Raw genomic sequence first — 20,552 nt, 5'->3', positions numbered from 1 at the left:
TCCGCGCCGCCCAGCTCACGGTCGCCGGCGCTCATGGCCGCCCTGCTTCACCAGGACCAACGCAAGCCGACATTGCCTCCTACCGTGCGCACGTGCTCCCCGTCGAGATTCGTGCCCCAGTTGACGGCGGCGTAGGCGCTGCCGTGCTTCGAGAACTTCGTGACCACGCCCGCGTCGATCCGGGCCGTCGTCTGATTGACCGGCGTGGCGATCGAGGTGACGCTGTCGTAGGTCTGGTGGTCACCGTTGGCAAATGCGTGCAGCACGTTGAACCCCATATACGGCTGCCACGCGGCGCCGAGCGCCTCCCAAGTACCTGAGAAGCGAACGCCGAATCGCGCCAGCACGGTATTGCCGCTACCGAACGCCACGTTTGACGCACCGTCGTTCAGATCTCCGATCGAAAGATGCTGATAGATCAACTGGGCCTGCGGTTCCATCGTGAGCCCGTGACCGATCGGGAGCGGCAAGCCTCCTTCGATCGAGGCCGTCACGGCGGTACCGTGTGTGCTCGAACGAACGTTGTCACTCGAGTTCGTGTCCGCCATCAGCGAGCTGCCTGAAACAACCGTATCCGTGTACCATCCGCCCGGCCCGATGTGCGTCCAATAGCCCGCCAGGCTATATGCGTTGACCGAAAGATGCCCGACGTCGACACCCTGCACGCCCAATGCCGACCCGCTGACCTCGCCGGTCGCGCGGGCCATGCCGAGATAGAAGCCGTAGTGGTTGCGGTGGCCGCCTTCCGTTCCGTCCGCGTAGACGTCCTGTCCGATCTGCACACCGCCCATCGAGCCTTCGAATTGCGGACTCACGTCGCCGCCTTCGGACAGCACGCTATGCGCGCCCCAGACACGGCCAAATGAGGCGGGCAAGCGGCCCGTCTCGCCGAGCAGCAACTGGTCGCCCTGCCGCTGATGGAACTCATCGATCTGCATCCAGTCGAGCTGACGCATCACGCTCGGGATTTGCGCGTAGAGCGCGACTTCGGGGCGGTAAAGCGCGACCGGATCGGCACCGGCAGCCGGCAACGCAGGCGTGCCGGCCGCCGCGATCACCGATCCGCCGCTACCGTCCGAGTTGGCCGACGACGCACTGTTCGCGGCCGGCACCGTATTGCGCAAGTACCAGTTCTGCGACGTGGCTGCCGTCACGCCCCCCTTCGCGAGATAGTAGGCGTACGCGCCAGCCTTGACCGTGCCGCCGGCGAGGGTGAACGCGCTCGTATCGGTCGTTGCGCCGTTGGCCGCCGCGACGACCTCGATGCCGTTCGACAGGATCGGCGCTCCGTGTCCGCCGACGTTCGTCACCTTCAGCGTCGTCGAGCCCGTCGCCGTGCCGCCGTTGACGACGAGCTTGTCCGATGCCGCGTTGTCCCCGGCAAGCACGGTATTGAGCGCGATCGTCCCGTTCTGCCCGACATAGCTGTTCACGTTCAAGGTGTTGCCGGCCTGCCCCCCGCCGCCCAGTTGCACCAAGCCCGCGTTCGTCAATTGCCCGTTGATCGTGAAGCTGCCCTGCGTGCCGGCAGCGACGGACGATTGCGCATCGGCCACCGCGATCGTGCTCGCTCTGGCCACGCTCACATTTGCATTCGCACTCGCCGCAGCCGTCGACAAAGCATTAGCCACCGCAATCGTCCCACTGTTCGTGACGTCGCCGTTGACGCTGCCATAACCGCCGAGCACGGCGCCCGTTGCGACGGTCGCCGGCCCCGCCACCGACGCCCCCGCGTTCGACGCATCGCCGACGACGAGCGTGCCGGCCGCCACCGACGTGCCGCCCGAATACGTGTTGACGCCGTCGAGCACGAGCGTGCCTGTGCCGGCCTTGGTGAGGGCGCCGGCACCCGTGATCGCTTGTGCAATGGTCGACTGGAAGCCCTGTGTGTCGATCGTGCCGCCGTTCGAAGTGATCGTAACGGCACGCGAGCTGGCCAAGTCGAAGCTGCTGCCGAGTTGAAGCGCACCGCCGTCGAACGTCATGCCGCCCGATGTGCCGCCGAGGGCACTATCGGCCGCGACCGACAGCGTGCCCGCTTTCAGTACCGTGCCGCCGGTATAGGTATTGCCTGAAGCTGCCGATGGCGCGAGCGTCAACGTGCCGGCGCCGTCTTTCTCGACCGTCCCGGTGCCGCCGATCGTTCCCGCGTAGGTGCCGTCGACGCTTTGCTCGAATTGCACGAGGCCGTTGTCCGTCACCGCGGGCGGCAGACTCCGCGCGCTGGCCTGCAGGACGGCTGGCTGATCGACCGTCACGCTTCCCGTGAATTGCGAGCCGTCGCCGTTGAATACGAGCGTGCCCTGCTGCACCTCGGCGGCTATCGTGCCGACCACTGCGCCGTTGACCGTCAGAGTCCCCGAGCCTGTTTTGTCGAGCGCGCCCGATCCGCTGATAGTCTGGTCGATCGTCGACTGGAAGCCTTGCGTGTCGATCGTGCCGCCGTTCGATGTGACCGAAATCGCCCGCGTGCTCGCGAGATCGAAAGCGCTGCCGAGCTGAAGCGTGCCGCCGTCGAACGTCACGCCGCCGGAAGCGCCGCCGAGTGCGCTGTCCGCCGAGACGGAAAGCACGCCCTGCTTGAGCACAGTACCGCCCGTATAGGTGTTGCCGCCGGCCGCCGTCGGAGCGAGTGTCAGCGTGCCCGCGCCGTCCTTTTCGACGGCGCCCGAGCCGCTCAGAAGCCCCGTGTAGCTGCCCGCCGCATCTTGCTGGAACTGAACGAGGCCGTTGTCCGTGACGGCCGACGGGAGGCTTTGCGCGCTCGCGCGCAATGTGCCGGCCTGGTCGACCAGCATCGAGCCCGTGTAGCCTGTGTTGTTGCCCGTCAGTACGAGCGTGCCTTGCTGGACCTCGGCCGAGGTCACGCCCATCCCGCCGATCGAGTTCGTGATCGTCCAGGTGCCGCTGTCGTTTTTCTGCAGCGTCTGAAATTTCGTGATCGTCGTCGGCAGTGTGCCGCTCCCGGTGCCATCGAGCGTCAGCAGATTGCTGCCGCCGCCGCCATCAATCGTCCCGGATACGCTCGATCCAGTGAACATGTTGAGCGTGTCGTTGCCGCCCGCGAAAACCAGGTTTCCGATCACCTTGCCGAGGTTGCTGAACACCACCGCGCCATTGCCCGACGCGCCCATCACGCTGTTCGGCGCCTGGATGACGCCGGTCGCGTTGTTGATGACCGTATTCGTGCCCAACGTGTTTTGAAACCAGATTGCCGCGGACTTGACGCCCTTGATGGTGCCGTTATTGACGATCGTATTGCCGGCCCCCTCCGGGTTCACGGCCTCGGCAGTCGTCTGGCTACCGGTGGATTGGACTGTCGCGCCTTCCTCGACCGTCAGGGTACTGTTGTTCCGAAAATCGATCGTATTGCCGCCCGTTCCGTACGTGCCGGTCGAGTTGGACGAAGCGTTCTGTACGAGCGCGCCGGACTGAACCACGATGTTCGCATTGTCCGACAGCGCGATAGCGCTGCTATTGACGAGATTGACCACCGCACCCGTGCCGACGATTACCTGGGAACCCGAGGGTGTCGTCGGGCCTGTGCCGATCATGGTGGTCCATTGCGAAGACGAGTCGCAAATGGTGGTCGTGCCCGATGTCGTGCAGTTTGCATGAGCCAGCGCGGGAATCACCGCAACGTAGCCGAGAACGGCGAGGGTCGTCGCCTTCGGGCGTGGGTTCGAAGCTTTATCGAGAACTCCATGGCGACTCACACGTGATCCGGCGTGACGGCCCCACGCCTCATGAGGTAGACGTTCTTTCCGCATATGCCCATTCCAATTTGTTATACCGATGTCCGAACTGCAGAAGTGCGGATGCTTCACGAAAGCGAAGGATTGAACGGACTAGTACGCTCAACCTTAAGAGTCCATGCCCTGCACGAGTGCTGGAATATATCGGAACAATTTGAAATGAACTGCAAAGGATCGTTAAATCCATCCGCAATGCCGTTGCAACGGTCATCGCCGAGGTATTGACGTCGGTGCTTATTGGAGTGGAAATCGAACGGAGATGACTGCAGGATCTTCCGACGCGTGCATCTCGAAGCCCCTCGCTCTTGCGAGCGCGAGCATCGGCGCGTTCTCACGCAGGATCTCGCCCGTGATGACGCGGGTGCCCCGCGCACGCGCGTAATCGATGATCCGCTCCATCAGCAACCGTCCGAGCCCCTTTCCCTTCATATCGGACCGAACGGCAACGGCAAACTCGGCGGATTCGTTGTCGGGATCGGCCACCGCGCGCACGACGCCCAGCGTCTCCATGGCTCCGTTCGCGTCGGCGGCCGTCGCGATGAATGCCATCTCGCGGTCATAGTCGATCTGCGTCATTCGAGCGAGCTGAGAATGATCGAAGCCGCGCACGGCGCCGAAGAATCGCATGCGGAGGTCTTCCGGTGACATCGCCGCGGCGAAGGCACTATGCGCTGGCTCGTCTTCGGGGCGGATCGGCCGGATCGTCAAGTGCATGCCGCGCCATTCGATCGTCTGCTCGAGCCGGCGCGGGTAAGGAACGATGGCAAGACGTCCTCGCTTCGGGGCGAGACGGATTTGCGGCGAGCGTAAATCGACGCGCGCAGGCGCGATGCGCAGCGATGCCGTGAATCCCGCAATCTGTTCGATCACGCATATAGCGTCCGACAACGCCGTCAGCACGCTCAGCACCGGATCGATTGGCACACGGTGCGCATACGGCGAACGCGACAAGACCTCCCGAGCCAGCGTCGGATTGAGCGGCGGCAAGCCGTAGAACACGAACGGCGCTGAAATGCCATCGACAGGCGGCGCGGCGAAACGAAAGACAGGGCCGAACTCGGCATCGTCGTGGAGTTCGACGGCGATGTCGACGATCGTATCGCTCGGGCAAGGCTCATTGTCCGCCCTAACCGGCAGCGCGAAAGGCTCGAGAAGGCGCACGGCGGCTTCGTCCGCAAGGAAGGCGCGCCCGTCCTCAGCCAGCGCGGCGGCGGCATACGCTTGCGCGGCCTCGATCGCGGCCGGTATTCGCGCGGGCAGCCCTTGCGGCGTCTGCATCAACAACTCGCGGCCCAGCCGGTAATCGACGAGACGCGTGAACGCGCGAGCAAGCCGCTGTGGCGTCGGATGAACCGCAATGCCGCGTGCGCGCAACGCGTCTCGCGTCGCCGTCTCGAGACCCCCAAAAAAGCAAGCCAACATGCCGCGATAGGCGATGCACTGGCAATCGATGACCACGCGCGCGACTTCTTCCACCGGCGCGCCATGGGTGGTGGAATGAATGACGAACGCTGTGCCGGTATCGCCGCGCGGCGCGAGCGCTTCGAGCGCACGGCGAAAGTCTTCCGGTCGCGCGTCGTCGCCCAGCAGCAGCGGGTTGCCCGGACTCACATGCGGCAACGCGCCCGCCAGCGTCCGCACCGTCTCATCCGACCATTGCGCGAGCATGCCGCCCGCCGCCGCGAATGCGTCAGTGGCGAGCGAAGCGACGCCGCGATCGCTCGTCACGAGCGTTGCCGTCGAACTCGCGGCAATGCGGCCGACGCCGAGCGTTTCGATCTCGTCGAGCAGATCGTCGAGCGAATCGACGCGTACCATGCCGGCACGCCTGAACGCGGCCGTGTAGAGCGCGTCGTTCGCGTCGCCTCTGCCGGTGCGCAGCACGAGGACGGGCTTGTTGCGAGCCGCGGCACGGGCCGCCGACATGAACTTGCGCGCCGATCGCACCGTGTTGAGCTCGAGCAGGATCGCACGCGTGGCGCTGTCGCTCGCCAGATAGTCGAGCACGTCGCCGGCATCGACGTCGATTTCGTCGCCCAGCGCGATAGCATGGGAAAACCCGAGTCCGCGCGCGTCGGCCCAGCCGAGCACGGCATTCGTCAACGCGTTCGACTGCGATACCCATGCGACGCCGCCGTGCTTGACCAGGTAAGGCGGCGCGCCGAGGTACGCGCGCAACGCCGGGGTCACGACGCCGACGCTGGCCGGTCCGACGATACGCAATAGGTGGGGGCGCGCCGCCGCGAGCGTGGCTTGAACGACGGCAGGGTCGGCCGCATGATCTCGTCTCGCGTCGGCAACGATGATGACCGCGCGAGTGCCGAGCCGACCGAGCTTGCCGACGATGTCGACCCACGTCGCGCTCGGGGTGCAGACGAGCGCTACGCTCGGCGCTTCCAGCAGATCGCCGGCATCGGCGAAGACGATACCGCCGTCGAGCTCATCGTATTTCGGGTTGACTGGCCAGACGGGACCATTGAAGCCGCCGGCCAGCACGCGCTCCCAGACGATGGCGCCAAGACTGCCGGCGCGCGACGAAGCGCCGATCACGGCGACGGATTCGGGCTTGAAAAGCGCATCGAGGTTGCGGACGGTCATGGGCGCTCCTCTCGGCAACAGCCCATAGCATAGGCGATGTGCGCCTATCCGGCTCGCGCCGGCACAGATCCTTCGAGCCGCGTTGCTCCGCAGGCATGGACGCTGCCGCCGAGAAGGGGTAGCAGGCGCGGAAGGCTATGAACCGCGGTTCGCGGGCAGTCCGATCATGCGCCCGCAGTAGCGGGCCCGCGCCGGTGGTGCATCGGCGGCTTGCAGTGCCCGCACCCGTTCGAGAACGTCGGCGTCGAATTCGGCCGATCGTGGCCCGTCCGTATCGACGTGCAGGAGCATTTGCTCGCTAGCGGCGACGGGCGCGATCCCCTCGTCAGCGAACATCTCGAGGTAGAGATGCAGACGCTTCGCATCGTGGCCCTGCACGTGCGCGTCTACCCGCACCTGCGCGCCTTCCTTGATTTCATGCAGATAGTTGATATGCGCTTCGAGCGTGTAGACCGAACGGCGGCGCCGCTTGCGTTGCGCGTCGTCGAGACCGATTGCGTCGAGCACCGCGTCCGTCGCGAAGCTGAAGATCAGCATGTAATACGCGTCGCGCAAGTGGCCGTTGTAATCGACCCACTCGGCGCGCACGGTATCGCGGTAGACAACGGGTGGCATCGAACCGCGCCCTACTTGACGATGTCGACGAGCTCGACCTCGAAGTTCAGCGTGCTATTCGGCGGAATCGGTCCGATACCTCGGCTGCCGTACGCCGTCTCGGGCGGACACGTGAGCTTTGCCTTGCCGCCGACTCTCAGCTTTTGCACGCCTTGCGTCCAGCATGGGATGACGCGATTGAGCGGGAAGGTAGCCACGCCACCGTGTTTTTCGGAATTGTCGAATTCGGTGCCGTCGGCAAGCGTCCCGCGATAACGGACCTTGACCACATCGGTGGCGCTCGGCTGCGCACCCGTTCCCTCTCGCGTGATCTCCACTTTGACGCCGGACGGCAGGGTTTCGACAGCACCGGCCGCATGCGCGGCGGAAGCGATCATCGCAGAGACGCTAACGGCTATCCATCGTTTCCACATATCCCTCTCCTTATCGTTACTGTCATTGGTCCGATTCGCCCGCATGGTTGACGCGCCATGCGGCGAACGGCTACATCGCCTTTTTGAACGGCGCGCCCGATCGCTCGCGCAACTCGTTGAACACGATCTTAGGCCACGCCTTCTGCGCCACCTCGATCTCCGAGATGTGCGAAGCGAGATACGTCGGCGCATTCGAGGCGTCCAGCGCAATGCGCACCGAATAAGCATCCATGAACCGCCGCAACTCGGCCGCGTCGTCACAGGTCACCCAACGCGACATCCGATACCGTGCGGGCATGATTCGCACGTCGACCTTGTATTCAGCCGAAAGCCGATGTGAAACCACTTCGAATTGCAGCTGACCGACGGCGCCGAGAATCGTCATCCCGCCGTGCGTCGGACGGAACACCTGAATCGCGCCTTCTTCGCCGAGCTGCTTGAGCGCTTCGCCGAGCTGCTTTGCGCGCATTGGATCGACGACTTCGATCGTCTGGAAAATCTCGGGCGCAAAGAACGGCAAGCCGACGAACTGAAGCTGCTCGCCCTCGGTCAGCGTGTCCCCGAGACTCAGCGTGCCATGATTGGGAATGCCGATGATGTCGCCCGCATACGCTTCGCTCACGGTCTCGCGCCGCTGCGAGAGGAACGTCACGACGTTGTTCGCGCGAAACGTCTTGCCCGAGCGCGTCACCTTGATCGCCATGCCGCGTTCGAAGCGACCCGAGCAGACACGAATGAACGCGACGCGGTCCCGATGCGCCAGGTCCATATTCGCCTGAACTTTGAAGACGACACCCGTGAATTTGGGCTCGTCGGGCAGCACCGGCCGCTCGACCGCCATCCGCATCGAAGGGGGCGGCGCGAGATCGACGAGCGCGTCGAGAATTTCCTTCACGCCGAAATTGTTGATGGCCGAGCCGAACAACACGGGCGACTGTTCGCCGGCAAGAAATGCCTCGCGATCGAAATCGGGCGTTGCCGCGCCGATCAATTCGATCTCGTCTTTCGCTCGCTTCCAGGGAAAGCCGAAACGTCGCTCGCCTTCGTCGTCGTCGAGCGACGACAACGTCTCCACGACCCCGTTCGCCGTATCGTCGCCGGCGCGAAACACGCGGACCTGATCGTGCTGAATGTCATAAACGCCCTTGAAGTCCTTGCCCATGCCGATGGGCCATGTGAACGGCACCGCCGCCACACCGAGATGGCGCTCAATTTCGTCGAGCAGATCGAGCGGCTCGCGCACTTCACGATCGAGCTTGTTGATGAACGTGACGATCGGCGTGCGGCGGCTGCGGCAGACTTCGAGCAATTTCAGTGTTTGCGCCTCGACGCCGTTGGCGCCGTCGATCACCATCACCGCCGCGTCGACAGCGGTCAGCACGCGGTAGGTATCCTCGGAGAAGTCCTCGTGGCCCGGCGTATCGAGCAGGTTGATGACGGCATCGCCATACTCGAACTGCATGACCGAGCTCGCCACCGAAATGCCGCGCTGCTTTTCGATCTCCATCCAGTCCGAAGTCGCGTAGCGGCCGCTCTTGCGGCCCTTGACCGTACCGGCGATCTGAATCGCCCCCGAAAACAGCAACAGCTTTTCAGTGAGCGTGGTTTTACCCGCATCGGGGTGTGAAATGACCGCGAACGTGCGGCGGCGCTTGAGTTCGGCGACTGACATTGAAAATGGGGACGGCGTAAGGATAGAGCGATGCGGGTGCGATGATACACGCGTTGGCAAAAGGCCATCGAAAGCGGCGCGCCACCATACCGTCAGGAATGCCGATTTTCAGGCGTACTGAATTTCGCGTTACGCACCGCTGCGGTGCGCGATGGGTTCGCCGATCCCGGTTCGAACAGCTTAAACCGACCCTTCCGCGACCGCTTCCCGGTAGACCTCCGCCACGCGCCGTGCAATGACCGCGTTGTCGAAGTTGGCGCGCGCGAAATCGCGGCACGCTTGCGCGCCGGGCATACGCAAGCCGCCAGCGAGCGCCGAAGCGATCCCATCGGCCAGCGCCTCGGCTCCCGTGGTCGGCAAAACCAGATCGCGTGAGAGCCCTTCCACGGCTTCGGGGAGCCCGCCAACGGGCGTGACGAGCACCGGCGTGCCGGCCGCGAGCGATTCGGCCGTGATCAGCCCGAATCCTTCGAGCGCCACCGTCGGCACGACGCTGATCGTCGCGGCGCGATAGAGCTCCGGCAATCGCTCGTCGGGCACGAATCCGAGCAGCTTGACGTCGTTCTCGAGCCCTTTTTCGACGATGCGCCGCTGCAACTCGTCGGCGAGCCGGCCTTTGCCCGCGATCAGCAGCATTGCATCGGAGCCGCGGCGCTTCTTGAGCAGCGCCATCGCATCGATGAGGTCCTCGAGCCCCATGCGCCGCACCAGCCGGCGCACGGTGAGCACGATCGGCCGGTTCTGCGGCAATTGCAAACGCTGCCGTGCGCTCCAGCCGGGCGTGTCGATATCGAAGCGCGCGACATCGACGCAGCCCGGCACGACGCGCACGCGTTCGGGCGACACGCCGTAACGCGACGTCAGGATTCGACCAAACGCAGCGGAAAGAACGATGAAGCGCGTCGAGCGCGCATAGACGCTGCGCTCGACCCAATGCTTCGCGCGTTGCCCCAGCGTCGCCGCGCCTTCCACGCCGCTCTCGTCGGCCCAAGGCCCCTGGAAATGCGAGACTTGCGCGATGTCGCGCGTGACATCGAGCCCCGGCCACGTGTAGAGCGCGAAGTGCGACGAGATCACGTCGGGACGCTCGACGCGAATCGCCTTGGCCACCGCGCGGCGCGCGGCCATCAGGCGCAGCGGCAGCGCTTGCGCCGCCGGCCCGAAGCCGTGAATGGCGCCGTCGGTGTCGTGCGCGACACGCGGCGAGCCCGCCACCATGCCGCGCACCGCCACCCCGGCGCCGGGCAGCGCACGCACGAGCGAGTAGTACATCCGATCGAGCCCACCGGCTCGCTCGGGAAACCAGTGCATGCCGATCTGCAGTGACTTGAGGGCGCCTCGGCCCATCTCGGTCCTTTCGATTCTCATTCGGTTTCGCCCCCTTCGATCTGCATGCAACGGTCCGTCGAACCCACCCGCTCTCCTACTTGGTCCGCTTTGAAACGCACCACGCGTCGATAGATCTCCATGTATTGCGCGCCCATCCGCTCCCAACCGAACCGTTGTGCCACCCGGCTCGCCGCCGCGCCCATCGCGCAACGCAGCCGTTCGTCGCCGGCGAGCCGGCCGACGGCACCGGCGAGCGCGTCCACATCGTCGGGGTCATCGAGCACGATTCCGCACTCGGGATCGATGATTTCCGCGCCGCCCGCGGTGCGCGCCGTCACGACAGGCAGCCCGGCCGCCATCGCCTCCAGCAACGACAGGCTCATCGCTTCATAGCGCGACGGGAATACATAGGCGTCGACGCAGTGCATCAGCGCCGGGACGTTCTCGACGAAGTCCAGAAAATGAACGCGGCCGGCAACGCCGAGCGCATGCGCTTCGTCCGGATAGGGGCTGGCCTTCACGCTCCCCGCGACTACCACGTGGACATGGGGCGGCAGGCGCGGCAGTGCACGCAACACGGTGCCCAGGTTTTTGCGCGGCGTGCGCAGGTCTCCGGCAAAGAGCAGCAGGAACGCGTCGTCAGCCAAACCGAAAGAGGACCTCGTGCCGCTCGCCTGGGCAAACGCCCGCGTGTCGACGCCGTTGTGGACCACTTCGATCTTCTGCGCCGTCACGCCCGCCTCCCTCAGCTCGGCAGCCACTTTCTGCGACACCGCCGCCACGACGATCGATCGACGGTACGCCCAGCGCTCGAGCCGAGCATTCACGCGCGTGTAGACATACTGATAGGCCGAATGCAGGCCCCGCGTCAGCCCGTACGGATAGTAAGGACTCCTCATCCATCCGCCGTGCACGAAGTGAGCGGTATTGACGTCGGCACGGACCCAGGAGATGAACCCGTTGACGTGAAGCACGTCGTACTCACTGTGGTGCTTCCGAAGCCAGGCGGCGCTCTTGATCGCGAAGAGCTGATGACGCAACAGATTCGTCGGCCATGCACGCGGGATACGAATCGGCACCCAGCGTACGCGTGGATCGGCGAGCAGCGCAGGCGACACCTGCGACGCGACGAGCGTGACCTCGCACCCTTGCCCGAGCGCGGCGACGGCGACTTCGTAATTGACGCGCCCCTGTCCGTCGTTGTGACGGACCGCGTGCGTGACGATCGCGATCTTCATGTACGGGATGCCTCGTCGACTGAGGGGGGAGCAAGCAAAGCAGCGGCGTGCTCGCGGAGTTCGCGCGCCTGCAGTTTTTGCCAGTGAGCACCGGCAATCAACGAGGCCATGCTCGTGTAGAGCAGCAACCCGCCCGTACTGACGAACGAGTTCGTGAACACGAGCATCGCGAAGACAGAGCAGGCGAGCGCGAGGCACGCCGACGAAAACTTGTCGTCCCCGAGCGAAAAGGAAGCCCGTATCGCGCGCGCAAGCAGCCAGCCGATGCCGCAGAGATAGAGGAGCGTGCCGGGCCAGCCGAGCACGAATGGAATGTTCATGACGCCGCTGTCGAAGTTGCCGTACTTGCCGAGCTGACTGCCATTGCCGGGCTGGCTCAGCTTCGTCGATGTACCCGTCGCCCCGAGCCCCGTTCCGGCCACGTTCGTGAACGCGGTTTCGGCGAACGTCGCGTAGAACTGATTGCGCGCCGCGTAGCTTTGATCGTTGTCGAGGTTCGAGACTGTCTGCAAACGCGCGGACAGACGCTCGGCGACAGGCCCGAACGCGAGCAGCGGCAGGGACAGGCCGGCCAGCACGGCCAGACCGAGTATCGTGCGAACGCGCACACGGTTGCTCGATTTCGCGAGCTGGATGACGAGCGCGATAATCCAGCCTCCCCATGTCGAGCGCACGAGCGAAAGGCCGAACGCCGCAAATCCCGCCGCGGCCGCCACCCAGCGGAAACGCTGCGTTGCCGCGGGCACGAGTACGAGCGCGCCCATCATCGCGAACGCGAAGGGGCCCGACGAATTCATCGTGCTGAAAACACGCACGCCCATGCGGACCGGGTCGCCTTCGGAATTCATTTGCGAGCCGATCATCCACATCGCGTCCCAGGCCGGCATGAAGAAGAACTGCACCGCGCCGTAGATGCCCATGACGAGCATCCCCCAGACGAACGTCGAGACGATGGCGTCACGGTACTGCGGATAGTCGCGAGAATGCGCGATGATGTGCAGTGCCACCAGCACCGGGTAGAGCCAGTTCGCGAGGTCGTAGGTGGCCGCGAGCGGTCCGCTCGAACCGATGCCGACGATGTAGGCGTAACCGATCGCGACGAGGATCAGCAGCATCGGCAAGCCGCGCCACGTGCCGAGCAGGCGATAGCGCCGTACGAGGCCGATCCCGCAGATCATCGTCACCGCCACCGGCGCGATCTGGATGAGGCTCGTCGGCGTGTAAGCGCCTTTGACGTAGTCCGCGAAGCGTCGTACTTCGGGGCTCAGAAACCACATCCACCAGACGAACCCGACGTAGCGCGCCGGGCTCATGAAAAACAGCCACAATCCGACGAGCGTCGCGAGCGCGGGGAATGCGAGCGTGAGCAGCGTGCCCTGATGCGCGGCGCCAAGCATCGCCGTCGCCAGATACAACAGCGCCTGCGGCAACCAGTGCTTCGGATCGGATCGAGCCAGCCGACCAAGCCCGGCGCTCGCGCGCGCGGAAGCGAGAAGCGCCGTCACCGCGTCACCCTGCGCGCATCGTTCGCGCCGAGCCGCGCCGCGCGCCACCGCTCACGCACGGCCGCACGGTTCCGCGACGCGAGCGCAAGCAGCGGATGAAGAAGCCCCGGGTACACGCGCGTGCCGACGAGCATGTACCACCACCACGCGATGCCCCGGCGCAGCGGTGGCAAATACTCGCGCAACGTCAGATGGAGGTTGTACGCCGCGTTGCGTATCGCGGTCGTCGACTGGGCATCGCGCTGGCTGTCGCGAATCCGCGGCGCCGGGTAATGGTCGACGGCGACGAGCGGGTCGTAGACGAGCTTCCAGCCGGCGCGCTTCACGCGCAGGCTGAACGCCATGTCGTTGTGGACCTGGGCACCGCCGCCGCGCAGCCGCTCGTCGAAGCGAATGCCGGCAATGGCGGCGCGCCGATAGCTCATGTTTGCTCCCTTGAGCACGTCGACTTCACGTGCCTCGCCCACCCCGAGGTGATGATTGCCGATGACCTTGCCCGACGCACGGAGCTTCCCCACGCACGTCCTCGAGGCGTCGAGCACAAGCCCACGCTCATGGACCCAGTCCCGTCCGCCGAGCGCCCCGAGGCGCGCATCCGCCGTGAACGCCGCAGCGATCCGTTCGAGCCAGTCGGGCCGCGGGGCCGCATCGTCATCGGTGATCGCGATGATGTCGCCCGCCGCCGCATCGAGTCCTCGGTTCAGCGCCGCTACCTGCCCGGCCACTTCGATCATTACGCAATCGAGGGCGAGCGCGCCCCGCACGGCAGGGTCCATCAAGACGGCCTGGCTGGCGTAGTCGTCGGGACGCAAGACCACGAGCACCTGATCGGGTCGACGCGTCTGCCGCGATAGCGCGTTCAAGCAGCGGGCGAGATCGTCCGGGCGCCGATAGGTAGGAACGAGGACCGTCAACTTCATGCGTGCTCCGTTTTTGCCGCGCGATCGCCGGATCTGGCCGCGATCATTCAAGCGTTGAGATAGTCGCGAACCGCTGCGTAGCCCGCGCGCGCGAGCGCATGAGAGCGATACGGCACTGCATTGAAGATGCCGCCTTGCACACGCACGCCCGCTGTCGCAAGGCGCTTCAACGACGCTGCGATGTCCGCCTCGGCATGCATGCCCGAGCGAAGGACGACGAACGAGCTGCCCGCCAGCGCCGCGACGACCGAGGCATCCGTGACCGCGAGCAACGGCGGGGTATCGATCAGGATCACGTCATAGCGCTTCGCGAGCGCGTCGAGGTACTGACGCAGCCGCGGCGACATCAGAAGTTCCGAAGGGTTGCTCGGATGCGCGCCCGACGCGATGAAATCGAGCGTGCCGACGGCTGTCGAGCGAATCGCCTCATCAAGCGCGATCCCGCCGGCCAACAGCTCGGAAAGGCCGCCCTCGGACAGGCCGCCGAAATACTCGTGCAACGTGCCGCGGCGCATGTCGCCATCGATCGCGAGCACACGCCTGCCCGAATCGGCAAAGAGCACGGCCAGGTTCGCCGTCATGAATGTCTTGCCGATGCGCGGAGACGGCCCCGTCAACACCATCACGTTGTTGTTGGCCTCCGCGAGCGCGAACTGGATCGAGGTGCGCAAGCTGCGCAGACTTTCGATGCAGGGGTCGTTCGGGCGCGCGAGCGCAAGTATCGGCCGCGGGCCGAGCTTGCGACTGCGCGTATAGGCTGCATCGAGCCGCTCCGCCTCGTGGCTCGCCGGCACCAGACCGTAGAGCGGCAATCCCGCACTGCGCTCGACGCGCTCTGGGTCCTCGATGCCCTTCAGCATGTTACGGCGCACGAACACGAAGCCCGTGCCCGCGATGAGCCCGAGCATCGTCGCGGCCGACAGAATCAATACCTTTTTCGGCTTGACCGGATCGCCCGGGCGCAATGCCGCATCGATGAGATGCACATTGCCGCCGGTGCCGGCTTTTTGCACCGAGAGCTCCTGGATCCGGTTCAGCAACAACTCATAGATGTCCTCGGCAACCTTCGCGTCGCGTTGCAGCGCGACCCCCTTCACCTCGGAGCTCGGCAGATTGCGAAAGCGTTCGGAGAAAGCATTGCGATCGGACTCGAGCCTGCCGAGTTGCTGTTGCGCCGCCAGGATCGCGGGATGGCTCGGGCCGTAGCGCTGCTTCAGCGCCGCGATCTGCAGCTGCATCGCAGAGATTTGCTGATCGTACTGAATGCTGCCCTCGAGATAAGCCTTCGCTTCCTCGCTCGGATTGATCGACCCGGCCTTCTGCTGATACGAGGACAGCTTCGTCTCTGCGCGCTCGAGATCGGCCTTCATGCGCGGCTCCTCGCTTTGCAGGAAGTCGAGCATCTTCGTCGCCTCGGCCTGCCGCGCGCTCGTGTACTCCCGCAGATACGACTGCGTCACCGCATTGGCGAGCTCGGCCGCGCGAGCGGGATCCTTGTTCTGCAGCGCGATCTCGATCACGCCTGTCTGCTTGCCCTGCTCTTCGACATCGAGCGCCAACTGAAAGCCCGTGATCGCGTCAAGATCGTTCCAGCGCACTACGTTGAAGCGCGTACCCGCACGTGCCACCAGCCGCTTCACGAAAATTGTCACGCCGCCCCCCGATTCCGTTTGGCCCACACGGCCGTCGATGAGCAGATTTCCGTTCGGGTCGCGCAGCGCATAACGATCGCCGCCCAACGCCGTCATCGTGAGCTTCTTGCCTTCGAGAGCGGGCGTCACCTGCAAAGCGTCGACGTCCGCGATCTCGCCGCCCCATGCGTACGACGACAACCCGAGCCATGGCCGCGACGGGATACCCGGCGCGGCGAGCTTTTGCGCGAGACTGCCGATGAGCGGTACCGTCTTCGGCGTCACCGAGAAGTTGAGCTTGTATTGCTCGACGACGGGCGCGACGACACCGCGGCTCTTGATGATTTCAATCTCGGCATCGGTGGGGAGCGTGGTCGAACTGCCGCCGCCCGCCCCACTGCCGTTTTGCGTCTGCAGGCCCTGCGTGGCATTGCTCGGCGCTTCCACGCGCACGTGCGCGTCGGCCGAATAGGTCGGGCTCGCGAGAAAGCAGTAGAGCCCCGCCATCGCGACGACCGCCGCGGCGATGCCGATCAACCACCAGATGTCGTCGAGCACGACGCGCAGCAGTTGCCCGAGGACAACGTCCTCCTCGTCGGACTGAAACGCAGCCGGCGGCAGCGCCGCGATCGATGGGGGCAGGATAGGAGTCGTCTTCATAGCATCACCGCGTGAGCTGTCTCGTCAAAACAATGGTCTCCAGCGTCGGCAGCACCTGCTGGATCAGCCGGTTGAACTGCACCGCGCTGGCCGTGCCAACGTAGACGACATCGAACGGCTGCAATCGGAACTGCGTCGACAGCAGCAACGCATCGGGCTGCGTCATGTCGAGCCGATAGATGTCGGGAGCGTCCGGACGCGAGCTCATGCCGCGAATCACATACACCTGCCGTGGATTCGCGTCCGTATCGAGAATGCCGCCAGCGCTGGTCAGGGAGTCCGCGATCGTCAGCGACCCCCGGATCAGCTGGACGGCGGTGGGCACCTTCACTTCGCCGAGCACGAATACGCGGCTGTCCGAACGATCGGGAACGTTGATGATGTCCCCGTCCTCGAGCATCACGTCCTGAGATATGTCGCCACGATCGAGCAACCCGTTCGCGTCGAGCTGGTAGAAACGTCCATGACGCATGAGCCGCACGCGCTGAAGATCCGCGTTATCGGTCGAGCCGCCGGAGCGCGTGATCGCGTCGACGAGCGTCAGCGGCACGTCGGTGATCGCGAGCGGCCCCGGCGACTTGACATCGCCGGTCACCTGCACGCGCTGACTGCGATAGGCGAGCACGCGTACATCGAGTTGCGGCTTATGCAGATACGGTTCCAGCGCCGCGGCGAGCTGGTCGCGGACCTGCTGCGGCGTCTTTCCCGCAACGTGAACGCGTCCGACGAACGGGAAGAAGATGGTGCCGTCGGCGGCAACCGTCTGTCCGTACGGGTCCGCCTGGCCGGGCAGCGCCGTCGTGTAGGGCTGCGCCAGCGCGCCCGCGATCGTTTGTGTCGTGTTCCCCCCCGTCGAGAACGTCGTGCCTTGCGGCGTAGTCAGCTCCGGATGGTCCCAGACGGTGATGCCCAGAATGTCCTGAGGCCCGATGTGATAGACGTACTGCGATGCGCTGGAAAACCGCGACTCGGGCAACGGCTGCTGCGTCTGCGCCACTTTCGCGGCCAGTTCGGCAATAACTTGGGCCGTGATCCGGTGCACGTCGTACATCTCTTCGTTCGCCGGCTGGTTCACCTCGTGCATATGCGACCTGTCGAGCGAATAGCCGGGCAGCGCGGAACAGGCCGTAAGCCAGGATACGAAGCCTGCGGTAAGGACCGGGAGAAGGAAGCGTCGAGTCATGGACGATCGAGACAAGAAGTCAGGCGGAAAAGGCCGGCACAGGGCCACCGGGGCGCTTCGATCTCGCGGCGGTCCGTGACGCGCCGGGCCGCCCGATCGAGTGGTACTCGATGCCGGCTTCGGCCAAGGCGAGCGGCTCGTAGAGATTGCGTCCATCGAAGACGATCGGATGCTTGAGCACTCGTGCGAGCCCCGCGAAGTCGGGGCTTTTGAAGGCCTTCCATTCCGTGAGGACGACGAGCGCATCGGCGCCCTTGGCCGCTTCCATCTGATCGTCGACGAGGGTAAGCCGTGACAGCGCCTCGGGCTTCGAATCCAAATCCGCCGCGAACGCACGCTTGGCTTCCTCGAGGGCAACGGGGTCATAGGCTGCCACGCGCGCGCCGTGCTCGAGCAGAGTCGCGATCAGCACACGGCTCGGCGCCTCGCGCATGTCGTCGGTTTCCGGTTTGAACGCCAGCCCCCAGACTCCGAACGATCTCCCGTTCAAGTCGTCGCCGAAGCGCGCGACGATCTTGCGGGCCAACACCTGCTTTTGCGCCGCATTGACGGCGGACACGGCCTGCAGGATGCGCAATTCCTGCTCGTTTTCATGCGCCGTGCGCATGAGCGCATGAACGTCCTTGGGAAAGCACGAGCCGCCGTATCCACATCCCGCGTAAAGAAAGTGATAACCGATGCGCGAGTCGGAGCCGATGCCGCGCCGCACCGCATCGATATCGGCACCGACGCGCTCGGCGAGATTGGCGAGCTCGTTCATGAACGAGATGCGCGTGGCGAGCATCGCGTTCGCCGCATACTTCGTGAACTCGGCCGAACGCACATCCATATGCAGCGTCCGCTCGTGATTGCGATTGAATGGGGCGTAAAGGCGTTTCATCAGCTCGCGCGCGCGTTCACCGAGCGCGTCGTCGTCGCAGCCGAGCACGATCCGCTCCGGGCGCGTGAAGTCGTCGATGGCCGCGCCTTCCTTCAGGAACTCAGGATTGGAGACGACCGAGAACAAGGCATCGGAGCCGCGCAGCGCCAATTGCTCGGCAATCGTTGCCCGCACGCGTTCGGCCGTGCCCACGGGCACCGTCGATTTGTCGACCACAACAGTGAAGCGGGCCATATAGCGTCCGATCTCTTGCGCGGCCGCGAGCACGTATTGCAAATCGGCGGAGCCATCCTCGCCGCTCGGCGTTCCCACGGCGATGAAGACGATGTCCCCGTGCTCGATGGCGGCTCGCACTTGCGTCGTGAACGTAAGCCGCCCCGCACCACGATTGCGCGCGACGATCTCGCGCAAGCCCGGTTCGTGAATGGGCATGCCGCCCTGCTCGAGCGTGGCGATCCGGTTTGCGTCGACGTCGTAGCAGCAGACGTCGTTGCCGATGTCGGCCAGGCATGCGCCCGTCACAAGACCTACGTAGCCGCAGCCGATGATGGTCACGTTCATGTTTCGATGCCCTCGAGAAGATGAGCCATAGCGTGGGTTAAGCGGAAAAGCCTCGCGTTCCCGCAGCGGTTTCGTTCAATAAGCGTTGCTGCCGGCAAATCCCTTCCAGAATGTGAGGACGACGATCTTGATGTCGAACCAGAACGTCCAGTTCTGGATGTAGTAGAGATCGAGCTTGACCCGCCCGCTCATTTTCTCGATGCGATCGGTCTCGCCGCGAAAGCCGTGGATCTGCGCCCAGCCCGTGATGCCCGGCTTGATCCGATAACGAAACATGTAGCCGTTCACGAGATCCTTGTAGAGATCGTCATGTTCGAGCGCATGCGGCCGTGGTCCGACCACCGACATCTCGCCCTTCAGAACGTTGATGAACTGCGGCAATTCGTCGAGGCTCGTGCGCCGCAGAAAGCGGCCCACGCGCGTCACGCGCGGATCGCGGCGCGTCGCCTGCGTGACGCGGCCCGAGCTCTCCGCGTGCACCTTCATCGTGCGGAACTTGTAGATCTCGAACGCCTTGCCATCCGCGCCGAGGCGCCTCTGGCGAAAAAAGACCGGGCCCGGCGACGACAGCTTCACCGCAATGGCGATGACGAGCATGAGCGGCGCTAGCGCGACGAGCGCGGCGAATGCGAAAAGCCGGTCGAAGACGAGCTTCGGCAACGCGCGCACCTCGCCCACCGGCGAGGCGACGAGATTGATCGCCGGGACGCCGAGCAGATCGACCACCTCCTGATTCAACAGCGTCAGGCTGCTCACGTCGGGGATGAAGCGAATGTTCACGAAGTCGTGTCTGAACGCCGTCACGATCCGATGAACCATGGGCTCGCGCGACATTGGCAACGCCAGCCACAGCTCGCGAATCGATCGACGCCTCACGAGCGCCAGGAGCTCGTCGAAGTCGCGCCTGAGCGGCACCCCCTCGATCGCACCGATACTCTCGCGCCGCGGTTGCGATGCACCGTCACCCTGCGCGCCGTCCTCGTCGTCGAAGACGCAAACAGGCCAGAAGCCCGCCTCGGGATGCGCATTCATTCGCTCGATCAGCGACGTCGCGTAAGGTCCGCTGCCGACAATTGCGACGGACTTCCGATTGAAGCCGTGGCGGCGCAACCGTTTGAGCATCGTGTAGACGAGCACTTTGGCGCCGAGCAGCATCGAGATCGCCGAGCACGCCCAGAGTGCGAGCCACGTGCGCGACAGCGCGTCGACACGATGCACGCTGAAGCTCATCAACACGCCCGCGGCTTCCACGACGAGCCAAGCAAGCGCCGTTCGCCAAAGGAGGTCGCCGAGCGGCTTGCCCCGCCATGAGCCATAAATGCCGAAGGCAGGAAAGAAGGCGACGACGAGCATGGCGTCGAATGCCACCGCAATGCTCTGCGTATCGCTGAGCCAAACCGGACGCCCGGCGTGCAGCGCGCCCGCCGCACACGCCGCAACGCTCACCAGCGCGACGTCGATCAACCGCGAGAGAAGGCCCAGCATCGCAACACCTCGATTTGACGCATCTGTTCATGGGTATCCATGAAGCGCTATCAAAAAGCGAACGGCAAGCCGACGAATATTCGAAAAAATTTCAGCGGGGTTTACCG

General features: G+C 64.8%; 13 protein-coding genes. All 13 read right to left on the bottom strand.

What is annotated here, in order from left to right:
* Positions 1–47: 47 nt before the first annotated feature.
* Complete coding sequence (locus B0G57_RS21470) at positions 48–3,554, bottom strand: autotransporter outer membrane beta-barrel domain-containing protein (protein WP_018440077.1); 3,507 nt, start codon at positions 3,552–3,554, stop codon at positions 48–50.
* Positions 3,555–3,989: 435 nt separating this feature from the next.
* Entirely contained in the window at positions 3,990–6,353 is a 2,364-nt protein-coding gene (locus B0G57_RS21465) for a bifunctional acetate--CoA ligase family protein/GNAT family N-acetyltransferase (RefSeq protein WP_018440078.1), read from the bottom strand.
* 135 nt (positions 6,354–6,488) lie between these two features.
* Positions 6,489–6,968 (bottom strand): thioesterase family protein, encoded by a 480-nt coding sequence (locus tag B0G57_RS21460; protein ID WP_018440079.1) that lies wholly within the window; start codon positions 6,966–6,968, stop codon positions 6,489–6,491.
* Between the two features lie 11 nt (positions 6,969–6,979).
* Positions 6,980–7,381, bottom strand: a complete 402-nt coding sequence (locus B0G57_RS21455) for an FKBP-type peptidyl-prolyl cis-trans isomerase (protein ID WP_051089995.1) — start codon at positions 7,379–7,381, stop codon at positions 6,980–6,982.
* A 70-nt stretch (positions 7,382–7,451) separates the two neighbouring features.
* The gene (locus tag B0G57_RS21450; RefSeq protein WP_018440081.1) at positions 7,452–9,053 is read right to left on the bottom strand and encodes a peptide chain release factor 3; all 1,602 of its coding nucleotides are present in this window, start codon (positions 9,051–9,053) and stop codon (positions 7,452–7,454) included.
* A 180-nt stretch (positions 9,054–9,233) separates the two neighbouring features.
* Entirely contained in the window at positions 9,234–10,400 is a 1,167-nt protein-coding gene (locus tag B0G57_RS21445; RefSeq protein ID WP_026229558.1) for a glycosyltransferase family 4 protein, read from the bottom strand.
* Between the two features lie 17 nt (positions 10,401–10,417).
* Entirely contained in the window at positions 10,418–11,620 is a 1,203-nt protein-coding gene (locus B0G57_RS21440; protein ID WP_018440083.1) for a glycosyltransferase family 4 protein, read from the bottom strand.
* Positions 11,617–13,125 carry a glucose-6-phosphate isomerase gene (locus B0G57_RS21435; protein WP_051089996.1) on the bottom strand — a complete coding sequence of 503 codons (1,509 nt, stop codon included), beginning with the start codon at positions 13,123–13,125 and terminating at the stop codon, positions 11,617–11,619. The genes B0G57_RS21440 and B0G57_RS21435 overlap by 4 nt, the downstream gene beginning before the upstream one ends.
* Entirely contained in the window at positions 13,122–14,045 is a 924-nt protein-coding gene (locus B0G57_RS21430) for a glycosyltransferase family 2 protein (protein WP_026229559.1), read from the bottom strand. The genes B0G57_RS21435 and B0G57_RS21430 overlap by 4 nt, the downstream gene beginning before the upstream one ends.
* 47 nt (positions 14,046–14,092) lie before the next feature.
* Complete coding sequence (locus B0G57_RS21425; protein WP_018440086.1) at positions 14,093–16,336, bottom strand: polysaccharide biosynthesis tyrosine autokinase; 2,244 nt, start codon at positions 16,334–16,336, stop codon at positions 14,093–14,095.
* Positions 16,337–16,340: 4 nt separating this feature from the next.
* Positions 16,341–17,519, bottom strand: coding sequence for a polysaccharide biosynthesis/export family protein (locus B0G57_RS21420; RefSeq protein WP_020566121.1), 1,179 nt, complete (start codon positions 17,517–17,519; stop codon positions 16,341–16,343).
* A 19-nt stretch (positions 17,520–17,538) separates the two neighbouring features.
* Positions 17,539–18,960, bottom strand: a complete 1,422-nt coding sequence (locus tag B0G57_RS21415; RefSeq protein WP_018440088.1) for a UDP-glucose dehydrogenase family protein — start codon at positions 18,958–18,960, stop codon at positions 17,539–17,541.
* A 75-nt stretch (positions 18,961–19,035) separates the two neighbouring features.
* Complete coding sequence (locus tag B0G57_RS21410) at positions 19,036–20,445, bottom strand: undecaprenyl-phosphate glucose phosphotransferase (RefSeq protein ID WP_018440089.1); 1,410 nt, start codon at positions 20,443–20,445, stop codon at positions 19,036–19,038.
* Positions 20,446–20,552 lie beyond the last annotated feature (107 nt).

Origin of the sequence: Trinickia symbiotica (assembly GCF_002934455.1) — a bacterium.
Taxonomy (GTDB): domain Bacteria; phylum Pseudomonadota; class Gammaproteobacteria; order Burkholderiales; family Burkholderiaceae; genus Trinickia; species Trinickia symbiotica.
This window is presented reverse-complemented; position numbering and strand designations above follow the sequence as displayed.

Bases quoted from the DNA above. Each gene is read 5' to 3' on its own strand.
- B0G57_RS21430 (WP_026229559.1), bottom strand. From the start codon at position 14,045: ATGAAGTTGACGGTCCTCGTTCCTACCTATCGGCGCCCGGACGATCTC.
- B0G57_RS21465 (WP_018440078.1), bottom strand. From the start codon at position 6,353: ATGACCGTCCGCAACCTCGATGCGCTTTTCAAGCCCGAATCCGTCGCC.
- B0G57_RS21420 (WP_020566121.1), bottom strand. From the start codon at position 17,519: ATGACTCGACGCTTCCTTCTCCCGGTCCTTACCGCAGGCTTCGTATCC.
- B0G57_RS21440 (WP_018440083.1), bottom strand. From the start codon at position 11,620: ATGAAGATCGCGATCGTCACGCACGCGGTCCGTCACAACGACGGACAG.
- B0G57_RS21425 (WP_018440086.1), bottom strand. From the start codon at position 16,336: ATGAAGACGACTCCTATCCTGCCCCCATCGATCGCGGCGCTGCCGCCG.
- B0G57_RS21455 (WP_051089995.1), bottom strand. From the start codon at position 7,381: ATGTGGAAACGATGGATAGCCGTTAGCGTCTCTGCGATGATCGCTTCC.
- B0G57_RS21415 (WP_018440088.1), bottom strand. From the start codon at position 18,960: ATGAACGTGACCATCATCGGCTGCGGCTACGTAGGTCTTGTGACGGGC.
- B0G57_RS21470 (WP_018440077.1), bottom strand. From the start codon at position 3,554: ATGATCGGCACAGGCCCGACGACACCCTCGGGTTCCCAGGTAATCGTC.
- B0G57_RS21410 (WP_018440089.1), bottom strand. From the start codon at position 20,445: ATGCTGGGCCTTCTCTCGCGGTTGATCGACGTCGCGCTGGTGAGCGTT.
- B0G57_RS21450 (WP_018440081.1), bottom strand. From the start codon at position 9,053: ATGTCAGTCGCCGAACTCAAGCGCCGCCGCACGTTCGCGGTCATTTCA.
- B0G57_RS21445 (WP_026229558.1), bottom strand. From the start codon at position 10,400: ATGGGCCGAGGCGCCCTCAAGTCACTGCAGATCGGCATGCACTGGTTT.
- B0G57_RS21460 (WP_018440079.1), bottom strand. From the start codon at position 6,968: ATGCCACCCGTTGTCTACCGCGATACCGTGCGCGCCGAGTGGGTCGAT.